Origin of the sequence: Bradyrhizobium sp. SZCCHNR1093 (assembly GCF_032381175.1) — a bacterium.
Taxonomy (GTDB): Bacteria; Pseudomonadota; Alphaproteobacteria; order Rhizobiales; family Xanthobacteraceae; genus Bradyrhizobium.
In genome coordinates, this window is sequence record NZ_JAUHJJ010000004.1 from 43,794 (window position 1) to 65,561 (window position 21,768).

The 21,768-nt window shown below is 65.9% G+C and carries 13 protein-coding genes and 2 pseudogenes; 9 read left to right on the forward strand and 6 right to left on the reverse strand.

The genetic code is table 11. The annotated features are described in order from the left end of the window. Positions 1-127 precede the first annotated feature (127 nt). Positions 128-799 (forward strand): GntR family transcriptional regulator, encoded by a 672-nt coding sequence (locus tag QX070_RS14835; RefSeq protein WP_315737777.1) that lies wholly within the window; start codon positions 128-130, stop codon positions 797-799. A 122-nt stretch (positions 800-921) separates the two neighbouring features. Here QX070_RS14835 and QX070_RS14840 read toward each other — a convergent pair whose 3' ends face one another. Continuing rightward, the gene (locus QX070_RS14840; protein ID WP_315737778.1) at positions 922-1,686 is read right to left on the reverse strand and encodes a DsbA family protein; all 765 of its coding nucleotides are present in this window, start codon (positions 1,684-1,686) and stop codon (positions 922-924) included. A gap of 128 nt (positions 1,687-1,814) precedes the next feature. Next, a complete protein-coding gene (locus tag QX070_RS14845) occupies positions 1,815-3,209 on the reverse strand; it encodes a M48 family metalloprotease (RefSeq protein ID WP_315737779.1) in 1,395 nt (464 codons plus the stop codon). Positions 3,210-3,361: 152 nt separating this feature from the next. Between QX070_RS14845 and QX070_RS14850 the strand changes: the two genes are divergently transcribed. Further along, positions 3,362-4,561: a pyridoxal phosphate-dependent aminotransferase gene (locus tag QX070_RS14850; protein ID WP_315737780.1), complete on the forward strand. Its 1,200-nt coding sequence runs from the start codon at positions 3,362-3,364 to the stop codon at positions 4,559-4,561. Between the two features lie 12 nt (positions 4,562-4,573). Continuing rightward, positions 4,574-4,762, forward strand: a pseudogene (locus tag QX070_RS14855) (cation:dicarboxylate symporter family transporter); the annotation flags it as partial. A 72-nt stretch (positions 4,763-4,834) separates the two neighbouring features. On the opposite strand, the gene QX070_RS14860 reads toward QX070_RS14855, so the two are convergent. Next, the gene (locus QX070_RS14860) at positions 4,835-8,065 is read right to left on the reverse strand and encodes an Rne/Rng family ribonuclease (protein ID WP_315737781.1); all 3,231 of its coding nucleotides are present in this window, start codon (positions 8,063-8,065) and stop codon (positions 4,835-4,837) included. Positions 8,066-8,871: 806 nt separating this feature from the next. Between QX070_RS14860 and QX070_RS14865 the strand changes: the two genes are divergently transcribed. From QX070_RS14865 to QX070_RS14885, 5 genes and pseudogenes are all read left to right on the forward strand, one after another. Next, positions 8,872-10,197, forward strand: coding sequence for an N-acetylmuramoyl-L-alanine amidase (locus tag QX070_RS14865; RefSeq protein ID WP_315738309.1), 1,326 nt, complete (start codon positions 8,872-8,874; stop codon positions 10,195-10,197). A 230-nt stretch (positions 10,198-10,427) separates the two neighbouring features. Further along, a complete protein-coding gene (locus QX070_RS14870) occupies positions 10,428-12,935 on the forward strand; it encodes a penicillin-binding protein 1A (RefSeq protein WP_315737782.1) in 2,508 nt (835 codons plus the stop codon). Between the two features lie 117 nt (positions 12,936-13,052). After that, positions 13,053-14,187, forward strand: a protein-coding gene (gene prfB / locus QX070_RS14875) for a peptide chain release factor 2 (RefSeq protein ID WP_315737783.1) whose coding sequence is annotated in 2 segments (ribosomal slippage) — positions 13,053-13,121 and positions 13,123-14,187 — 1,134 coding nt in all. Because the reading frame shifts where the segments join, the coding sequence is not laid out codon by codon here. Beyond that, positions 14,166-15,071, forward strand: a pseudogene (locus QX070_RS14880) (NAD(P)-dependent oxidoreductase); the annotation flags it as partial. The gene prfB and the pseudogene QX070_RS14880, both read left to right, overlap by 22 nt. A gap of 88 nt (positions 15,072-15,159) precedes the next feature. Further along, positions 15,160-16,083 (forward strand): DMT family transporter, encoded by a 924-nt coding sequence (locus QX070_RS14885; RefSeq protein ID WP_315737784.1) that lies wholly within the window; start codon positions 15,160-15,162, stop codon positions 16,081-16,083. A gap of 15 nt (positions 16,084-16,098) precedes the next feature. Here the strand turns inward: QX070_RS14885 and upp are convergent, their stop codons facing one another. Further along, a complete protein-coding gene (upp, locus tag QX070_RS14890; protein WP_315737785.1) occupies positions 16,099-16,734 on the reverse strand; it encodes a uracil phosphoribosyltransferase in 636 nt (211 codons plus the stop codon). 53 nt (positions 16,735-16,787) lie between these two features. Further along, positions 16,788-18,515 carry a cation:proton antiporter gene (locus QX070_RS14895; protein WP_315737786.1) on the reverse strand — a complete coding sequence of 576 codons (1,728 nt, stop codon included), beginning with the start codon at positions 18,513-18,515 and terminating at the stop codon, positions 16,788-16,790. A 25-nt stretch (positions 18,516-18,540) separates the two neighbouring features. Between QX070_RS14895 and QX070_RS14900 the strand changes: the two genes are divergently transcribed. Continuing rightward, a complete protein-coding gene (locus tag QX070_RS14900) occupies positions 18,541-19,095 on the forward strand; it encodes a DUF3124 domain-containing protein (protein ID WP_315737787.1) in 555 nt (184 codons plus the stop codon). Between the two features lie 12 nt (positions 19,096-19,107). Here QX070_RS14900 and QX070_RS14905 read toward each other — a convergent pair whose 3' ends face one another. Next, positions 19,108-21,258, reverse strand: coding sequence for a methyl-accepting chemotaxis protein (locus QX070_RS14905; protein WP_315737788.1), 2,151 nt, complete (start codon positions 21,256-21,258; stop codon positions 19,108-19,110). Positions 21,259-21,768 lie beyond the last annotated feature (510 nt).

The window sequence follows — 21,768 nt, forward strand, 5'->3', positions numbered from 1 at the left end:
CCGTCGGCCTAGCGACAATGGACGGTGCTGAAGTGCCGGCTGCGGAAGCATGTGTTCGTATACTATTGTATACGAGTACATGCAAGAGATGCTGTTGTTCGGAACAAGGTTGTGAGACAGTGACCCCATGTCCTCGGAATCGCCATCGCTCACCATCGATCGTGACAACGTCTCTCTCGGCGAAGCGGTATTTCGTGCGCTGTGCCATGCGCTGGAGAACGGCCTCTATCGCTCCGGCGATCGACTGCGTGAGGATGAGGTCGCCCAGAAGCTGAACGTCAGCCGCACGCCGGTCCGTGAGGCCTTCGGCAAGCTGGTGGCCAAGGGGTGGGTGCAGCCGGCTGGTGGCCGCGGCCTGATCGTGCGAAGTCTCGACGAGAATGAAATCCTCGAGCTGTACGCGATGCGGGAGATTCTCGAAGGCGCCGCGGCCCGGCTCGCCGCGCAGTATGCCGTGCCGGCCGAGATCGCGGCGCTGCGCGACATTCATGCGCGCTTCGTCAGCGGGGAGGGCGACGCCGTCGAGCTCGCGCGGCTGAATCGGCTGATGCACGGTGCGATCCAGCGCGCCGCGCGCAACCGCTATCTCGATGCCGCCCTCGAGGACATGCATGTGGCGACAGCGCTGCTGGGAACCACAACGTTTGCGGCCGAAGGACGTCCGGCAACGGCCGCGGCCGAGCATGGTGAGCTGATCGAGGCGATCGCGATCCGCGATCCCGATCGGGCCGAGGCGATTGCACGCGGCCACATCCGCGAGGCACTTCGAACCCGGCTCGGAATGAAGCTGACGGGATAGGCGAGGGCGGCGGCGCCACCGGTCTCTTGCTTCTTCACCGGCTCACGGCAAAAGCAGAAGGCCGGCTGATACAGCCGGCCTTTGATTGATCTCGTGATGGCGAGACGCTTTGACAGATATGCTCAGCAGCTCGCCTTGCCGCAGCGGGCCGTGCTGATCTTCTCGCGCAGGCCCTCGACGCCGACGGCGCCGATCACGACCTGCTTGCCGATCACGTAGCTCGGCGTGCCGTTCATGCCCATCTCCTCGGCGAGCTTGAAGTTCTCCTCGATCGTCGCCTTGGCCTCGGGGCTCGCCATGTCCTTCTCGACGCGGGCCATGTCGAGGCCGAGTTCCTTGGCCACCGCGAGCGCGTGGGCCTTGTCGGCCTGGCCGCGGCCGCCCAGCAGCTTCTGGTGGAAGTCGAGATATTTCTGCGGGGCCTGCATCCGAACGGCAACCGCGACCTGCGCGGCCTCGACCGAGCCCTGGCTCAGCACCGGAAATTCCTTGAGCACGACCTTCAGCTTCGGGTCGCTCTTCATCAGGTCCATCATGTCGGCCATCGCGCGCTTGCAGTAGCCGCAATTGTAATCGAAGAACTCGACGAAGGTGACGTCGCCATCCTTGTTGCCGAGCACGACACCGCGCGGCGAGTTGAAGATGGTTTCGGCGTTCTTGCTGATGCTGGCCTCGTGCTTGGCCGCCTCGGCCGCCGTCTGGCGCTTCTGCAGCTCGGCCATCGCCTCTTCGAGCACCTCGGGATGCGCGATCAGGTAGTTTCGGACGATGGTCTCGATCTCGCCACGCTGGCTGTCGGAGAAGCTCTCCGCCGACGCGAGCTGAGGCACGCCGCAGAGCGAAAGCGCGAACAACATCGCGGGAATGAGCGTGCGGACTGACGGCATGAAGGAGGTCCTCTGGGTCAAATGATCGGGTCCTTGTCGATGGTCGTGATCGGTATCTTGATATTCTGGATCGGATGATAGCAGTAATTCAAAACTTCAACGGGCGCCAACCCCCGCTGTCCGACACATTACTGGCCGGAAAGCGGCTTTGCCGTGACGATGTCGTCGGCCTTGACCCAGCCCGGCGACCCTACCGCGAAGCGGGTTTTCGCACGCGAGGCAAGCTCGCGCGCCGTCTTGTTGTCGCCACGCAGGAAGGCGGCCTGCGCCGAGGCGAGATCCGCCTCCGCATAGTCGCCCTTGCGGCCATAGGCCATCGCGAGCTGGGAATAGCCGAGCGGTGCCTCGGATTCGCGCGCGACTGCCGCGCGCAGGATCGAGATCGCCTCGTCAGTGTAGGCTTTGTTCTCGGATGCCACCAAGGCCTGACCAAGTAACATCTCGATGAGCGGAGCGTTATTGGACAGGTGCACCGCCTTGCGCAGCGGGGCGATCGCCTCAGTGGGACGGCCGCCCTCCAGCAGGGCCTGGCCACGGACCTCGTAGAAATAGGCGTTGTTGGGTTGCACCTGGATCAGGGCGTCGATCTGGCTCAGGGCGCTGCGCAGGTCGCCATGCAGGTAGGTGGAGATTGCCCTGGCGTAGCGGGCGGGCAGGCTGGTGTCCGACAAGGGATATCGCCGTGCCACCGTGTCCGGCCGTTCCATGAAGGCCGAGATCTTGGCCCGGACCATGTCGTGGCGGAGCTGCAGCGCGGGGTCGTCCTTCTTGTCCCAATAGGGGCTCTGGCGCGCAAGGCCCTCGAGCGCCTCGACGCGATCGGCCGGCATCGGATGTGATTGCAGATAGGGGTCGGCGCCACGCGCGGCGAACAGGCTCTCATTGGTGAAGCGCTTGAACGTCTCGTACATGCCCTTCGGCGATTGCGCTGCCGCAGTGAGGAATTTCACCCCCGCACGGTCGGCGTTCTCCTCCTGCTGGCGCTGATACGACAACAGCGAGCGGCGGATGACCTCGCCCGGCGCGGACAGCGTCGCGGCGCCGGCATTGGCGAGGCCGCTGCCGCCGCCGCGCGCGCCGACGGCGAGGGCGCCGGCGCCGAGAATGGTGGCGATGATCATCTGGGTCTGGGCGGTGGCGAGCTGCTGGCGCAGCTTGGCGAGATGGCCGCCGGCGAGATGGCCGGTCTCGTGCGCGAGAACGCCGATCAGCTGGTTCGGATTTTCCGACTGAAGGATCGCGCCGTAATTGACGAAGATGCGGCGGCCGTCGGCAACGAACGCGTTGAAGGACGCATCGTTGATGATGACCATCTGGATGTTCTGCCTTTCGAGTCCGGCGACGCGCAGGATCGGCCGCGTATATTCACGCAGCAGCACCTCGGTCTCGGTGTCGCGCAGGATCGGCGGTCCCTTGCCTTGCTGCGCCGACGCAGGCGCGAGCGGCGCCAGCGTCACGGCCGCAGCGACGACCGCGGCAAGCCCGCCGGACAGTTTCTTGCGAAGCACGATACGGAGCGACATCAGGCGATCTTTGCAATTGGCGCGAGGCTCGAGACGGGCTATTGCCCACCAAACGGCGGAATGCGGCTCATCTGCGGCGAATGAGGCCCATGGGCTGACCTCGACCGGTTCACGGAGCGGGTCCGAACAGCCGGGGTCAATAGCAGATATCGATGGTGGATGCGACAGTGATACCGACATTGGAACAGCGGATCGCCAACCTGACGGCGCCGTCCGCGCGCAGCAATGTTCCGCCGTTCATGGTGATGGACGTGATGGCTGCGGCCGAGCGGATCGAGGCGGGCGGCGGACATGTCATCCACATGGAGGTCGGCCAACCTGCGGCGCCTGCGCCGCGAGCGGCCATCGCGGCCGCGCACGCTGCGCTCGATCAGGCACGCATCGATTACACCTCGGCGCTCGGCCTGCTGTCGCTGCGACAGCGAATCGCGCGGCACTATCGCGAGACGCACGCTTGCGAGATCGATCCGGCGCGGATCGTGATCACGACGGGATCCTCGGCCGGATTCATCCTCGCGTTCCTGGCGATGTTCGAGCCCGGCGATCGCGTGGCCGTGACCGTGCCTGGCTATCCGCCCTATCGCCACATCCTGACGGCGCTGGGCTGCGAGCCGGTGCTGATCGAGACCACGGCGGAGAACCGTCACGCCCTGACCGGCGAGGCGCTGCTTGCCGTTCACCGCAAGACGCCGCTGAAGGGCGTGCTGGTGGCAAGTCCCGCCAATCCGACCGGCACCATGATGTCGCGTGAGGCGCTGGGCGGCGTCATCGCAGCCGCGCGCGATGCGGGCATCCGCTTCATCTCCGACGAGATCTATCACGGTCTGGACTACGCGTTTCCGGCGGTGACGGCGGCGGAGCTGTCAAGCGAGGCCCTGATCATCAACTCGTTCTCGAAGTACTTCTGCATGACCGGCTGGCGCATCGGTTGGATGGTGGTGCCGGATGCGCTGGCGCGGCCGATCGAGCGTCTGCAGCAGAACCTCGCGATTTCGGTTCCGACCCTGTCGCAGATCGCTGCGGAAGCGGCGTTCGACGGCCGGACCGAAATGGAGACCATCAAGCACGGTTATCAGGAGAACCGCCGCATCCTGATCGAGGGTTTCCCGAAGGCCGGCCTGACCCGCTTTCTGCCGGCCGACGGCGCGTTCTACCTCTATGCCGACGTGTCCGACTTCACCTCCGACAGCTTCGACTTCGCCAAGCGGATGCTGGAGGAGACCCATGTTGCGGCCACGCCGGGCGTCGACTTCGATCCGATCCACGGCCGCAGCTTCGTGCGCTTTTCCTATGCGCGTTCGGCCGAGGACATGCGCGAGGCCGTCTCCCGGATCGCCCGCTGGCTCGCGTAGGGCGGGCAGGGCGTCGGCGCCCTGGCGCGCGGCGACATCCTGCAGGTGCTGCCGTTCGCGATCCCGTTCGGCTTCGCGCTGATATCGCGCGGCGAGCGCGGTCAGCGGCCGCGGGACGTGATCGACGGTACAGCGCATGCGGTGTTCGGCGTCATCGCCATCGTCATGAAGTCGGCGCCGGTCGGCGCATTCGGTGCCATGGAAGAACGTCATATGAAAACGCCCGGCCATCTGGCCGGGCGCTTTGCATTGAAGCGTCGGAAAGCGGGGGGCTTACTGCCCGCCACCGAAACGGCGGGACCACCAGCCGGCCCGGCGCGGGGCCGCAGGGGACGAGGAATCGGTGGCCGCCGGCTCGGTGGCAACCGGCTCGGACGCAGCGACGTCGACAGCCGGAGCGGGCGCGCTGCTCTCGGCGACGTTGACGGCCGAAACCGCGCTCTCGGGCCTGGGCTCGGTGAGGAAGCTGACCTTCTCGCGAACCGTCGAACGGCGCGGGGTCTTCTCGGATTCCGTCTTCGGAGCCTCGGTCTGCTGCACTTCGGGTTGTCGAGGAGCAGCCTGGGGCACGGGCACGGAGGCGTCAGCGATGGGCTCATCGGCCTCGGCTGCGGCCGCCGCATGGACCGGCGCCGCGGGTTCGGCCGGTTCTTCCTCGTCGTGGCGGGAAGCGCCATTGCCGTCGAAATCGGCCACGGCGGCTTCTGCCTCCGATGCCGAAGCCGGCGCTAGCTCGTCGCCGATTGACGCGGCGAGACCTTCTTCCGCGCCACCGCGCCGACGGCGACCGCCGCGGCGTCCACGCCGGCGCGGACGCCGCTCGCCGCCAGGCTGATCCGTCTGCTCGCCTTGGGCGAACGCAGGCTGTTCCTCCGACTCGTCGTCTTCGCCGTCGGAGTCCTCGGCTGACTGCTCGGCGGCAAGGCCCGGCTCTGCGGGCTGCAGTCCGGCCGTTCCTTCAGGCAGCGTGCCCTCGCGGGTCTCGCCGCCGCGGCCGCGCCGGCGCCGTCGCCGCTTGCGGCGCGCGCCGTCCCGCTCGCCGTCGGCAGCGCTGCCGTCGGCCGCGTCCTCGGACAGACCTTCGGTCTCCTCGGTCTCGACCTCGGATTCCGTCTCGATGTCGAACGTCTCCTCGTCGTCGAAGACTTCCTCGGCCACCAGCGGCGGCGCGGAGGCCTGCGCCGCGAGCAGCGCCTTGGCGGCCTCGAGCGTATGCACCTGCTCGCCGCGATCGATGATGAAGGATTGCTGGCCGCTCACAGTCGGATCGGCGATGACCGCGAGCGACACCTTGAAGCTGTTCTCGAGGTCGCGCAAATGGCCGCGCTTGTGGTTGAGCACGTAGAGCGCCACCTCGGTGCGGGTGCGGACCACGAGGTTGTGGGTCGCGCCCTTCATCAGCGTCTCTTCGAGGCTGCGCAAGAGCTGCAGCGCCACCGAGGATACCGAGCGCACGTGGCCGGTGCCGCCGCAATGCGCGCACGGCTCGGTCGAGCTTTCCAGCACGCTGGCGCGGATGCGCTGGCGCGACATCTCCAGCAGGCCGAAATGCGAGATGCGGCCGACCTGGATGCGCGCGCGATCCTGCCGCAGGCAGTCGGACAGCTTGCGCTCGACGGAGCGGTTGTTGCGCTTCTCGTCCATGTCGATGAAGTCGATGACGATCAGCCCGGCGAGGTCGCGCAGCCGGAGCTGGCGCGCCACTTCCTCGGCGGCCTCCATATTGGTCTTGAGCGCGGTGTCCTCGATGTGATGCTCGCGCGTAGCGCGGCCGGAGTTCACGTCGATCGAGACCAGCGCCTCGGTCTGGTTGAGCACGATATAGCCGCCCGAACGCAGCTGGACGGTCGGCGAGAACATCGCGTCGAGCTGGCTTTCGACGCCCATGCGCGAGAACAGCGGCTGGCCGTCGCGATACTGCTTCACCGCCCGGACGTTGGTCGGCATCAGCATCTTCATGAAGTCGTGCGCCTCGCGGTAGCCGGCTTCGCCGGCCACCAGGATCTCGTCGATCTCCTTGTTATAGAGGTCGCGCAGCGAGCGCTTGATCAGCGAGCCTTCCTCGTAGACCAGGGTCGGGGCCTGCGACTTCAGGGTCATGTCGCGGACCGTTTCCCACAGCCGCAGCAGATATTCGAAGTCGCGCTTGATCTCGGGCTTGGTGCGGTTGGCGCCGGCGGTGCGCAGGATGACGCCCATGCCCTCGGGCACGTCGAGGTCCTGCACCACTTCCTTCAGCCGCGAGCGGTCCTGCGCCGAGGTGATCTTGCGGCTGATGCCGCCACCGCGCGCCGTGTTCGGCATCAGCACGGCGTAGCGGCCGGCCAGCGACAGATAGGTGGTCAGCGCGGCGCCCTTGTTGCCACGCTCCTCCTTTACGACCTGCACCAGCATCACCTGGCGGCGCTTGATGACCTCCTGGATCTTGTACTGGCGGCGCGGGCGGAAGGTGCGCTCAGGCACTTCTTCCAGCACGTCATCGCCGCCGACGGATTCAACGAGCTCTTCCTCGATCTCCTCGCCGTCGTCCTCGTCGTCCTCGTGGTCGCCGGACCCGGATTCGGCGCCGTTGTCGTCGCCCGGCACGATCGTGACGCCGTTGCTGTCATGCTCGGCTACGGGCGCGCCGTCATCGTGGTGATCATGTTCGTCGTGATGGTCATGGTCATGGTCGTCATGGTCATGTTCGTCATGACCATGCTCGTCGTGATCATGGCTTGCATGGTCATGTTCTTCGTCGTGCTCTTCCGCGGCGACAGCGGGGCTGGCCGCCTCGGCAGAGGTCGCGTCGCCGTTCTGCGCGACCGCGGTGTCCGCGGCTTCGCCGGCGGGCTGTTCGGCAGCCGCCACACGGTCCTGCGCGGCGACGGCATCATGCGGCTCGTCGGCCTGGTCGCGCGATTCGTCGGCTGCACCGTGGTGAGCTTCGCCCGGCGCGTCCTGACCCTGAGCCTTGACCGGGCCCTCGGAGAAGCCCTGCGCCTCGCTGGGATCGGTCGCGTCGGCGTGCGGCCGATCGTCGTCCTGCGCATAGGCGTGGTGCTCATGCGCCTCGTGGTCGGCCTCATGCCCTTGGGGCTGGGCAGGGAGGCCTGCCTCGGCGGCCTCGACGATCTCGCTCTGAACCCGTTCGCCGCTGCCGCGGCGTCGCGAACTGCGGTGCCGGTTGCGGCGGCGATTGGAGCGGTTCTCGCTTTCCTCTTCGGCTTCGCGGTGCGCGCGCTCCTCGGCCTCGATCAGAGCCTGCCGGTCGGCGACCGGGATCTGATAATAGTCCGGATGGATTTCGCTGAAGGCCAGGAAGCCGTGGCGGTTGCCGCCATACTCGACGAAGGCGGCCTGCAGCGAGGGCTCAACGCGGGTAACCTTGGCCAGGTAGATGTTGCCGCGGAGCTGCTTGCGTTGGGCCGTTTCGAAATCAAATTCCTCGACGCGGTTGCCGCGGACGACAACGACCCGGGTCTCTTCCGGGTGGGTAGCATCGATCAACATCTTGTTGGGCATATTGGAACTCTTGGAGGCGACGGGCGCGATTGGCCGCGAGCGCGTGGCGCGCTGTCGGATGACGCGACGGTCCACCTGATTCGGGGGTGAGGGGAAGGCCTAAACGCAGCTGGTCGCGCCGCGCCAACCCTGATGCCGGCGGGGCGATTGGCCGGGCAGGGGTCTGGCCCCGCATCGGCGCGGATCGTCCGCTGGTCATGGTTGGCAACTCAGTCTGGCGCATCAAGCGTCGGCCCGTCTGGAATACGTGGGCGGCAGCGGGTGCCGCCTTGCTCTGTTGCCGAAGGCCAGATTGCGCCGAAACGCTTGCCTGGATCGAATACCCACCCTGTCACGGGTGCGGTATCAGGCTATACCGTGTCTGACCTGGTGCCCGGGCGGTCTCTGCGAGGAGGCGCCTGACAGGCGCCACTCGGCTCGTGACCGGCTCTCCGTTGCGGCCGCGCGGGATCGCGCAGGCTTTGGTGGAGCGTCGGAAAGGCGCTGGAATCTCCGCGACGATCGAGGACCCGATACCGAGCACCTCGATCACGAAGCTTCCGGCGTTTCACCGGGAGGTTGAACGCGACACAACCGGCAGTAAGGATTAGCCTTCAGCCCTTCGTACATACGAGGAATGGTCAGGTCGCGCAAGCGAAGCGTCGCGGAACCGCAACAATCGGTGGCCTTTAACGAAAATGACAAAATTTGGCGGTTAACCCCTGGGATTGGTTGCGGTAAGACCATCCCGCGGAGGCATCGATTTGGCAGCTGGCCGGGCGAATTACCTTTCTTTGCTGGGATGCGCGTCGCTGTGCGTCACGCAAATGTTATGTGCGGCCGTCATTCCGGCCCGCGCCCAGAGTGGGCCGGTCGGCCAGGTGCCGCCTGCCGTGGTCGGGCCCGGGTTCCCGATCGCCACCGATGCGCGGGTCGCCGGCGATTCCCGACAGACTCGATTCGTGCTCGATCTCGACCGGACGGTGCCGTTTCGAGCCTTCCTGCTCAGCGAACCCTATCGCGTCGTCGTCGACCTGCCCCAGGTCAGCTTTCATCTGCCCACCGGAGCCGGGACCAGCGGCCGGGGTTTGGTGAAGGCGTTCCGCTATGGGATGGTGATGCCCGGTGGGTCCCGCATCGTGTTCGATCTCACCGGCCCGGCCCGAATCGCCAACTCCACGGTGCTTGATGCCGCCAACGGTCAGCCGCCGCGGCTGGTGCTCGAACTGGAGGAGGTCGACGAGGCGACCTTCGCCCGCGCCATCGGCAGCGACAGTCGTCTTGCCGCCAGGCCTGCCGATTCGAGTTCGGCGACGGCGTCGGTCGCTGTCGCAGGAAACCCTGCGCCGCCGGCAGTCCGGCCGCCGCCGACCACGGTTGCCATCGCCCCCCCTCCGACGGACGGCCCGCCGGACACCCGGCCCGTGATCGTGATCGACCCCGGTCATGGTGGCGTCGACTACGGCACACAGGGCGGGGAGGTGCCGGAGAAGAATCTGGTGCTCGCCTTCGGCCAGGCGCTGCGCGACCGGCTGGAGCGGTCGGGCAAGTTCCGCGTGGTCATGACCCGCGACGACGACACCTTCATCCCGCTCGGAGACCGGGTCCGCATCGCCCAGAAGCAGTCGGCGGCGCTGTTCGTCTCCATCCACGCCGATGCGCTGCCGCGAGGTGAGGGCACTGCGCAGGGCGCGACCATCTACACGCTGTCCGACAAGGCGTCCGACGTCGAGGCGGAACGGCTGGCCGAGGCCGAGAACCGCGCCGACCAGATCGGCGGGGTCAATCTGACGGAGGAGCCGGCTGACGTGGCCGACATCCTGATCGATCTGGCCCGCCGGGAAACGCGGACGTTTTCCAACCGGTTCGCCCGTCTGCTGATGAACGACATGAAGACGGCGGTGCATATGCATAAGCGTCCGCTCAAATCGGCCGGTTTCCGCGTGCTCAAGGCGCCCGACGTGCCATCCGTGCTGGTCGAACTCGGCTATGTCTCCAATAAGGGCGATATGGGAAACTTGGTCTCCGACGCATGGCGGTCGCGCACGGCGGACGCAATGGCGCGGGCGATCGATGCCTTTCTGGCCAAGCGCATCGCCAATGCGGGCCCCGACAGGCCGGACAAGCCGGGGCCGGTACGCGCAAAGCCCTAGTTTGGCCACAGCAACATCCCTATAAACGTGCTGCGAGGCACCCGGAATCAGTGAAGATTCCTTCTCGGCAGACTTGTGATAGGCTTGACCGCTGATAGGCTTGACCGTGCGTTTCTCAGGCATGGGTCACGCGGCATTGCAGCCGACCGTGTGATTTTTGGCGGTAGCGCCCGTGGGTGCGCCGCGTCCGAGCCGAGAGACGAAACAAGAGTTGGAACGGATATTCGCCGATGCGCTTTCTGGTGCGGTTTTTGGGCTTCCTGTTCGCGGCCGGTACCGTCTTGTTCCTGGTCGGTGTGGCAGCAGCGGCCGGCCTGATCTGGCATTTTTCCAAGGACCTGCCTGATTACTCCCAGCTGCAGGATTATGAGCCGCCGGTGATGACGCGCGTGCACGCGGCCGACGGCTCGCTGGTCGGTGAATATGCCCGGGAGCGTCGGCTGTACCTGCCGATCCAGGCGGTTCCCAAGCTCGTCATCAACGCCTTCCTCGCCGCCGAGGACAAGAACTTCTACGAGCATGGCGGCATCGACTTCACCGGCATGGCGCGCGCTGCCGTGGTCTACGCCCAGAACTTCGGCTCGAATCGCCGCCCGCAGGGTGCCTCGACGATCACGCAGCAGGTCGCCAAGAACTTCCTGCTGACCAACGAGGTGTCGTTCGCCCGCAAGATCAAGGAAGCGCTGCTGGCGATGCGCATCGAGCGCACCTACTCGAAGGACAAGATTCTCGAGCTCTATCTCAACGAGATCTATCTCGGCTCCGGCGCCTACGGCATCGCCGCGGCGTCGCTGGTCTATTTCGACAAGTCGGTCAACGAACTGACGGTGGCCGAGGCCGCCTATCTGGCGGCTCTGCCGAAGATGCCGGGCAGCCTGCATCCGATCCGGAATCGCGACCGCGCCATCGAGCGCCGCAACTACGTCGTCGATCGTCTGCTTGAGAACGGCTGGATCAAGCAGGCCGACGCCGACAAGGCGCGCAAGGACCCGCTGACGATCGCGAGCCGCAACACCGGCGCCCACATCTTTGCAGGTGAATATTTCGCCGAGGAAGTGCGCCGTGACATCTTCGAGCGTTATGGCGAGAAGAAGCTCTATGAGGGCGGCCTGTCCGTCCGGACGACGCTCGATCCCAAGATCCAGGTCATGGCGCGCAAGGCCATGGTCGCCGGACTCGTGAGGTACGACCAGGAGCAGGGCTATCGCGGGCCTGTCTCCAAGCTCGATACTTCGGGCGACTGGGGCGTGAAGCTCGCGGACATCAAATCGCTCTCGGACATCTCACCGTGGCGGATGGCCGTGGTGCTCGAGACCAGTGACCAGTCCGCCCGCATCGGATTCCAGCCGCCGCGGGAGCTCGGCGGCGCCGTCAGCAAGGAGCGCCAGACTGGCCTGATCACGCTCGACGGCGTGAAATGGGCGCGGGCTGCGACGGCCAATGGCCGTGGCAAGGTGCCGACGTCGGTCGCCCAGGTGCTGCAGCCGGGCGACGTGATCTATGCGGATCCGCTGTACAAGGAAGGCAATCCGGTCGAAGGCCAGTATCGCCTCGAGCAACTGCCCGAAGTGTCCGGCGCGATGGTTGCCATGGATCCGAATACGGGCCGTGTGCTCGCGATGGTCGGCGGCTTCTCCTTCGACCAGAGCCAGTTCAACCGGGCAACGCAGGCCTACCGGCAGCCCGGATCGTCATTTAAGCCGATCGTCTATTCGTCAGCGCTCGACAACGGCTATACGCCGTCGACCCAGGTCGTCGACGCACCGATCGAGATCGACCAGGGGCAGGGTGGCCAGGTCTGGCGCCCCGAAAACTTTACCAACGGCAAGTATCTCGGGCCCACGACCTTGCGCAACGCGCTGCGCCTGTCGCTGAACACGGTGACCGTGCGTCTGGCGCAGGACGTCGGCATGCCGCTGATTTCCGAGTACGCCAAACGGTTCGGAGTCTATGACGAACTGCCGAATTACCTGTCCTACGCACTCGGTGCGGGTGAAACCACGGCCATGCGCATGGTCACGGCCTATTCGATGATGGCCAATGGCGGCCGCCGGGTGAAGCCGACGCTGATCGACCGGATCCAGGATCGCTACGGCCACACCATCTTCAAGCATGATGCCCGCGAGTGCCGCGGCTGCGACGCGCCGGACGGCTGGAAGAATCAGAGCGAGCCGCAACTGGTCGACCGCCGCGAGCAGGTGCTGGATTCGATGACCGCCTATCAGATCACCTCGATGCTCGAGGGTGTGGTGCAGGCGGGTACGGCAACCGTGCTCAGGGAGGTCGGCAAGCCGATCGCCGGCAAGACCGGCACCACCAACGAGGCCAAGGACGCATGGTTCGTCGGCTTCTCGCCGGACCTCGCCGTCGCGATCTACATGGGTTACGACAAGCCGCGGCCGCTCGGTAAGGGTAATGCCGCGACCGGCGGTCATCTGGCCGCGCCGATCGCAAAAGATTTCATGAAGCTCGCGCTGGCCGACAAGCCGGCCACGCCCTTCAAGATCCCGGCCGGCATCAAGCTGGTGCGTGTCGACGCCAAGACCGGCATGCGGGCGAGCCCGGGCGACGGCGGCCGTACCATCATGGAGGCGTTCAAGCCTGGTACGGCGCCGCCGGACAACTACTCGGTCATCGGTGTCGCCGACGCCGATGGACGTGTGATGCCGTCGCAGGGCGGCGGCCAGCCTGATGCGGGCAGCTTCATCATCCGTCCGGGTACCGGTAGCCTCTACTAGACCGGCGAAACTGTGCTGGTGCGGTGCAGAGCGATTGCGCTTTGCGCCGAGCGCCGTTACATCCCCCTGTGAGAGATGATGCTGCGGCGCTTCGAGCCGTGGCCTGAAGAGAGCGACATGCGCGCCGAAATCGAGAAAATCGTAGAAGAGATCAAGCAGTCGGTCGGGCTGCTGAGGAGGCATCTTTGACGTCGAGACATCGACGGCAAGGCTCGCTGAGCTGAACAAGCTCGCCGAAGATCCCAATCTCTGGAACGACCCCCAAAAAGCTCAGCGGCTGATGCAGGAGCGGACCTCGCTGGAGGATTCGCTGACCGGCATTGGCAAGGTCGAGCGTGAGCTCAGCGACAACATCGAGATGATTGAGCTCGGCGAGGCCGAGAACGATCCGGGGGTCGTCACTGAAGCCGAGAATGCGCTCAAGGAGTTGAAGAAGGAGGTCGCGCGGCGCGAGCTCGAGGCGCTGCTGTCCGGCGAGGCCGACAAGTTCGACACCTATCTCGAGGTCCATGCCGGCGCCGGCGGCACCGAGAGCCAGGACTGGGCGCAGATGCTGCTGCGCATGTACACGCGCTGGGCCGAGACCCACGGCTTCAAGGTCGAGTATCTCGAAGAATCGCTGGGTGAAGAAGCCGGCATCAAGTCCGCGACCATCCAGATCTCCGGCCATAACGCCTATGGCTGGCTGAAGACGGAAGCCGGCGTGCATCGCCTGGTCCGAATCTCGCCGTTCGATTCGAATGCGCGGCGCCACACCTCGTTCTCATCGGTGCAGATCTTCCCTGTCATCGACGACAGCATCAAGATCGACATCAAGGAGTCCGATGTCCGCGTCGACACGATGCGGTCGGGCGGCGCCGGCGGCCAGCACGTCAACAAGACCGAATCGGCGGTGCGGCTGACGCACATCCCGACCGGCGTTGCCGTGGTCTGTCAGGCCGGTCGCTCACAGCACAAGAACCGCGCTCAGGCCTGGGACATGCTGCGCGCACGTCTCTATGAGATCGAGTTGAAGAAGCGCGAGGAGAAAGCGGCGGCCGACCAGGCGGCCAAGACCGAGATCGGCTGGGGTCACCAGATCCGTTCCTACGTGCTGCAGCCGTATCAGATGGTGAAGGATCTGCGCACCGGCGTGCAGACGTCCGACACCGCCGGCGTGCTCGACGGCGATCTCGACGAGTTCATGGCGGCGACGCTGGCGCAGCGCGCGTTCGGCACGACGCCAGGCGCTGCGATCGAGGACGTCGATTGAGCGTGGCGCGCGTTGCCTTCATCGGGCTCGGGCGCATGGGCCATGGCATGGCCGGTCGTTATCTCGACGCAGGCTATTCCGTCGCGGTCTGGAATCGCAGCCGGGCGAAGGCGGAGGATCTGATCGCGCGCGGCGCGCGCTGGTCGACCTCGCCAGCTGATGCGGCAATCGATGCCGATGCGGTCGTTACGATGGTGGCTGATGACGACGCCTCGCGCGCGGTGTGGCTCGGGCCGGATGGCGCCGCGGCCACCATGCGGGTCGGCACGATCGCGATCGAATGCTCGACCGTGTCGCGCGACCATGCGCTGCGCCTGTCGCGCGAGCTGGATGCGCGCGGCGTGACCTATCTCGACTGCCCGGTGACCGGGCTGCCCGACGCGGCCGCGAGCGGCAAGCTGACCTTGCTGGTCGGCGCCGACGCCGCCGATCTCGACCGCGCGCGGCCGTATCTGGCGCCGATCGGCTCGACCATTCGCCATTTCGGGCCCGTGGGCGCCGGGACAGTCTACAAGCTGATCAACAACCTGCTTGGCGCGATGCAGATCGCAGGTCTCGCCGAAGGCCTCGCGATCGCCGAGCAGGCCGGGCTCGACATGCATCTCGTGCTGGAGGCGATCAAGGGCGGGGTCGTGGCGAGCCCGCAAGTTCTGCGCCACGCGCCACGCATGATCGCGCGCAACTTCGCCGACGCGAGTTTCACCGCGGCGCTTCGTCACAAGGATGCAGCCTATGCGCTGCAGCTTGCAGAGGAGTTGCTCGGCGAGCGTCCGGTCATGGCCCAGGCGGCCGTGGATTCTTATGCCCGGGCGAAGGCGGCGATGCCTGATGAGGACGAAGGCCGCATGATCGAGCTGGTTTCGCGGCCGAAGGATCCGTCCTAGGGCGGGCGTCAGCGCCAACGGAAAGCGGGTGGACCTTGCTCCGCTTCATCTGCAACGTTCGCGCGGACATCGAACAGCGGCTGCGGTGATGACATCCCTGAACGACAACATGAACGCGCGGGATTGGTGGCTGCTCGGCCTGCTGTCGCTGCTGTGGAGCGGATCTTTCATCTTCAACGGCCTTGCCTTGAAGGAATTGCCGCCGCTGACCCTGGTGCTGCTGCGCATCGTGCTGGCGGCCGCGATCCTGCTGCCGGCGTTGCGACTGCGCGGGCTCGGCTTTCCCAAGGGGGGTGCCGGCTGGCGACCGTTCTTCGCCGTGGCGCTGTTCAACAATGTCGTGCCGTTCTGCCTGATCGTGATCGGCCAGACGTTCATCACCTCCGGCCTTGCCTCCGTCCTCAATGCGACGACGCCACTGTTCACGATCGTGGTGATGGCCGCCGTGGGAGAGGAAAGGCTGTCGGCCCGGCGGGCAGCGGGTCTGGTCGTAGGCTTCATCGGCGTCGTGATCCTGCGAGGTGGGCCGGGGCTCGACGGCTCGGGAGGCGGCTACGGCATTCTGTTCGGTCTCGGCGCGTCCCTCAGCTACGGTATCGCCGCGCTGCTGGTGCGCCGCCATCTCGCCCATTCGCCGCCGCTTGCGACCGCCACCTTCCAGCTCTCGGCTTCCAGCGTGATGATGCTGGCCATCGCCGCTGTCGTCGACCAGCCATGGCGTCTTCCAATTCCCGGACTGCAGACCTGGCTCGCGGTCATCGGGCTTGCGGCGCTGTCGACGGCCTTCGCCTATATCGTGTTCTTCCAAATCCTGCGCCGCTCCGGTGCAACCAACGTGACGCTGGTGACGTTGTTGATCCCGTTGACGACCATCCTGCTCGGGTCGCTGGTGCTCGGCGAAAGCATCTCGTTGCGGGAGATCGGCGGTGCGCTGGTGATCGGGAGTGCGCTGCTGGTGATCGATGGTCGCATCTTCAGCGTCATTCGTCCTTCGCCGCGACCGTCCTGCTGAACCGCTCGCGCACGATCACTTCGTGCCGAACATCCGATCGCCAGCATCGCCGAGACCGGGCACGATGTAGGCGTGGTCGTTCAGCTTCTCGTCGATCGCGGCGGTCCAGATCGGAATGTCCGGATGCTCCTTCTCGAATTGCGCGATGCCCTCAGGTGCCGCCAGCAGGCAGACGAAGCGGATGTCGCGGGCGCCGCGCGCCTTCAGCAGCTCGGCCGCCGCGCAGGCCGAATTGCCGGTCGCAAGCATCGGGTCCATCAGGATCACGGTGCGGTCGGTCAGGTCCTGCGGCGCCTTGAAATAGTACTCGACGGCCTGCAGCGTCTTCGGGTCACGGTACAGGCCGATATGGGCGATGCGCGCGGACGGCATCAGCGCCAGCATGCCGTCGAGGAAGCCGACGCCGGCGCGCAGGATCGGCGCAAGCGTCAGCTTCTTGCCGGCGATCTTCGGCGCCTTCATCGGCGCGATCGGCGTTTCGATGTCGACCAGCTCGAGCGGCAGGTCGCGCGTGACCTCGTAGGCCAGCAGCATGCCGATCTCGTTCAACAGCTCACGGAAGCCCTTGGTCGAGCGGTCACGCTCGCGCATCAGCGAGAGCTTGTGCTGGACCAGCGGGTGATCGACGACGTGAACGTTCGTGTTTGCCATGCTTCAAGTCCAGCGGGATCGGAGATTCTGTGGAAGATGGATGCGCGCCGGCCTCATGGCAGCACCTCGCGGCGATCGGCGAGCATGGCCTCGGCCTCGTTGCGGCGCTCCGACAACAGCCCGGCGCTGGCGTCCTGGATCAGGTTGAGCAGAACCTGCGCATCGCTGAGCCTCGGCACCGTCACATAGTCGGCGCCGGCGTCGTAGAGATCATTGACGTCCGCGAGCAGGTCGGCGGTGGCGACGATCTTGGCCGTGGCATTAATGCTGCGGACGTGCCGCACCAGCTTCTCGTTGTTGGCGCCCTTGAGCAGCGAATCCGGGATGCTCAGGATGATCAGCTCGGCCTGGCCGACCCCCGCATGAACCAGCGTGTCGACATTGCTGATGTCGCCATAAGTCACCTGGATGCCGCGATCGGACAGGGTGCGAAACACCACCGGATTGAAATCGACCACGCCGATCTGCTCCAGCAGCGCCGGCTGGTTGCGCTCGATCTCGCTGAGCAGCGCGCTTGCCGTGCGGAAGAATCCGAGGAGAACGATCGGCCGTCCGGCGCCGTGTCCGCCCTCATGGCCGGCCTCGCCGTCCTTGCTTGCATCGAGGTCGCGCAGACCGATCCGCTTGAGCAGCGGGATGCTTCGCCGCGCGATCGGATCGGAGCGAACGATGACGAAGGTCGAGAGCACCGCGAGCAGCACGAAGGCAAAGGACGCCGCGCTCGACGTGCCGTTCTTGAGGTGACCGGCGGCGGCTCCGGTCTGGATCACCACCAGCGAGAATTCGCTGATCTGGGCAAGGTTGAGCGCCGGCAGCAGGCTGGCGCGCAGGCCCTGCCGCATCATGTACAGCGGCGTGAACGTGGTGAGCAGCCGGCTCGCCACCGTGAACAGCGCGATCACCAGCGCCAGCCCGACAACGGACATCGTCGGGATCGGGATGGTCATGCCGAGCGCGACGAAGAACAGCGTGATGAAGAAATCGCGCAACGTCGTGACCTTGGCGGTGACGTCGAGCGCATAGGGGAAGGTCGATAGCGAGACGCCCGCGACCAGCGAGCCCATCTCGCGTGACAGGTGCAGCCTTTCTGCGATCTCGCCGATCAGGAAGCACCAGGCCAGCGCGCCGAGCAGGATCAGCTCCGGGGTACGCGCGATGCGATGGAACACCGGCGGCAAGACGTAGCGGCTGAGGAGCAGGGCGATCGCGACCAGCGTGCCGGCGCGGGCGAACGACAGCAGGATCACGCTGACATGGAGGTCGTCGAGGCTCGGCTGCACCGCCAGGAACAGGATCGCGAACACGTCCTGCAGCACGAGCACGCCGAGCGTGATACGGCCGGGCAGGGTGTCGAGCTCGCGCTTCTCGTACAGCACCTTGACGATAATGACGGTCGAGGACAGCGCGCAGGCGACGCAGAGATAGAGTGCGTCGTAGCTCTCGGCGCCCATCCGCATGCCGATCGCGACGAAGAACAGGATGCCGAGCGCGGCGCCGCCGAGCAGCTGGACGCCGCCCGCGATGAGAATCACCGGGCCGGCGCGGATGATCTTCTTGAGGTCGATCTCGAGCCCGATCATGAACAGCATGAAGATCAGGCCGAGCTCCGAGATCACGGAAATCGACTCCTGGGACTTGACCCAGCCGGTGCCGAAGGGGCCAATGGCGAAGCCCGCGACCAGATAAGCGAGAATCGAGGGCTGGCGCCATTTATGCGCTGCCAGTCCAAGCACCCACGCAAACAGGATGCAGAGCGTGATGTCGCCGATCAGTTCATGCATGAAGCAACCCCCGAGGCGGCAACTTATGTCGTGCCGCCGCGCAAGGAAACCCGCAATCTGTCACATCCGGACCGGCGCATTCGCGCTGCTGCTCATCGCAGCTGCTGCGGCCGGCCCGGCGCAGGCCGCCGACGACGTGACCACCGCTTTCGCGAGCTCGCTGACGCCAGTTCCGGCGGAGCCCGTCACGGTCACGGGCGCCGTCTATGTCCCCGTCTATTCCAGCGTCGCGATGACCCCGGGCCGGGTCCAGGCCGATTTCTCGGTGACGCTGAGCATCCACAACGCCTCCGAGCAGCGGCCGCTGATCGTCCGGCGCATCAACTATTACGATACGGCCGGCACGCTGGTGGAGGCGCATCTGCGCGAGCCCGTCGCCTTGAGGCCGTTCGCGACCGTCGAGGTCTTCGTGCCCATCAAGGACACCCGCGGCGGCACGGGCGCCAATTTCGTCATCGACTGGGCCGCGACCGGTGAGATCGCCGAGCCCGTCGTCGAGGCGCTGATGGTCGGCGGCATCGGCGCCGGCCACTACGCCTTCATCAGTCAGGGCCGCCCGATCCGGCTGACCGGGCGGTGAGCGCGGGGCGGCTCAGGCCGCCCGCACGTTGCCGAGGAAACGGTCGACCTCCTGCCGCAGCCGGTCGCTTTCCTGCGACAGCGACTGCGCCGCCGACAGCACGTTGCCCGAAGCAGAGCCGGTCTGCGAGGCGCCGCGCTGGACGTCGACGATGTTGGTATTGACCTCGGTGGTGCCGCGCGACGCCTCCTGGATGTTGCGCGAGATCTCCTGCGTCGCCGCGCCCTGCTGCTCGACGGCGGCGGCGATGGTCGAGGAGATTTCCGACAGCCGCTCGATCGTCGTGCTGATCTCCCGGATCGCCGACACCGATTCCTGCGTCGCCGCCTGGATGCCCGAGATCTGCTGGGCGATCTCACCGGTGGCCTTCGAGGTCTGCTCGGCGAGCGCCTTGACCTCGGACGCGACCACGGCGAAGCCGCGGCCGGCATCGCCGGCGCGCGCCGCCTCGATGGTAGCGTTCAGCGCCAGCAGGTTGGTCTGGCCGGCGATGGTGTTGATCAGCTCGACCACGTCGCCGATCCTCGCAGCTGCCTTCGAGAGCTCGTTGACGCGGTCGTTGGTGGTGCGCGCCTGATCGACGGCGCCGTTGGCGATGCGCGCCGATTCCTGCACCTGGCGGCTGATCTCGGTCACCGACGAAGTCAGTTCCTCGGTGGCCGAGGCGACCGACTGCACGTTCGTCGCGGCCTGCTCGGACGCGGCGGCCACGGTAGTGGCGAGCTCCTGCGAGCGCGTCGCGTTCGAGGTCAGCGTGCCGGCGGACGTCTCGAGCTGTGACGACGCCGAAGATACCGTCTGCACGATGCCGCCGATCGCGCTTTCGAATTCGCTGGCGAGCTTGTTCATTCCGGCCTTGCGCTTGACCTCGGCCGAGTGCTGCACTGCCTTCACTTCCTCGCTGTTGAAGCGGACGATCGCCTGCACGGTCTGCAGGTTGCGCAGCGCCTCGCCGAGCTCGTCGTCGCGCTCCACCGGGATGCGGTTGTCGAGCTTGCCCTGGCTGATGTTCTGCATCGCGTCGTTGAGCACCTTGAGCGGCCGCAGCACCGCGCGGATGCTCTGCAGGCTGAACGTAGCACCGATTCCGATACCCGCCAGGATCATCACCGAAATGATCGCGAGCACCACCAGATATTGTCTCTCGGCCTCCTCGTAGAGCGTCTTGCCTTCCTTCACCTGGATCTGAACGAGCTTGTCGAGCTCGTGCTTGGCGGCCTCGAACAGATCATGCCCCTTGGTGGCGATATGCTGGCTCGCCTCGTCGAACTTGCCCTGCTCGAGCAGAGCCAATCCTGGCCTGATGCCTTCCTCCAGATAGGCCTTGCGCCTGATCGCGAAGGCATCGGCGACGATCTTCTCCTCCGGCGTCAGGTAGCTCGCCATGTAGTCGGCCCACACCTTGGTGATCCTGGCGCTGTTTCCGTCCACCAGCGCCCTGATGCCGTCGATCGGTTTTCCGGCCTTGCCGTTCGCCGCCGCGGACTGTTGCGACGACATGTTCTGCAAGGTGCGATCGTTGATCTCGAGCAATTGCGCCAGCGGGATCGTGCGATCCTCGTACAGCGACTTCATGGCGACGTTGGTGGAGCGGGTCGACAGCAGGCCGGCCGCGCCGATGATCAGCATGAACACGCCCAGCACCGCGGCCAAGGTCGTCAGGCGCGCCCTGAGCGTACCCGTGAACAGCGACAGGCGGTCGAACACCGAGCGGCGGCGGATGACGCCCGCGCTGATCGCGTAGCCCTGCGCCTTGTTCTGATTCAGCAGCCCGTAGACCTTCTCGGCCTCGGCGCGCTGCTCGGCCGGCAGCTTGGTGCGGATGGAGGTGTAGCCCGTGATCTCGCCATTCTCGCGGATCGCCGACGCGGTCGCCTGCACCCAGTAGAAGTCACCGTTCTTGCGGCGGTTCTTGACGGCGCCGGCCCACGGCTTGCCTTGCTTCAGCGTGTCCCAGAGGTTGGCGAATGCGGCCTCCGGCATGTCGGGATGACGGATGATGTTGTGCGGCTGGCCCATCAGCTCGTCCGGCGTAAAGCCCGCGGCGTCGACGAACTGGTCGTTGAAATAGGTCAGCTTGCCCTTGAGATCGGTGCGCGAGACGATCAGCGTCTCGTCGGTGATCGGGTATTCGTTGGACGTGACGGGTAGATTCTTGCGCACGGATATGAACTCCAGCTGCCCAGTCGTATTTGGTGTCGGAATGCCAACCTTGGAACTAACAAGAGGCCCCAATCCGTTAAAGGTTGCGTAAAAGATGGGCACCGTAGGACTACGCGTTGTGCATTGCAGTGGGGCGGGAGCTGGGCACCGCCTCAAACAACCAGCAATTGATACCGCATGCGAAATGCCTCGTGACGCATAAGCGTCCGAGCTTCGGGCAGCGAGCCCTCGAAACGAGGGCGCAGGGAATGCCGGGTGAAGGCCTCACCCATGGCCCGCCTGCGAAAAAAATGCAGGCGGCAGGTACCACAGGCAAAGCCGTAGCCGGCATTCCCTGCGCAATGGTTTTAACAACTTATACGCGATCTCCCCGGGGACCGGGCTTTCTTGCCCCCGTCATCCGCGCCGTGACTTTATCGGCACCGGCACGAACTTAGCGCCAGCATCGGGGCGCCAGGACCACGCGACTTCGTCGTCCGCGAGCGGCCATGCCCGTCGTGCATCGCAGCC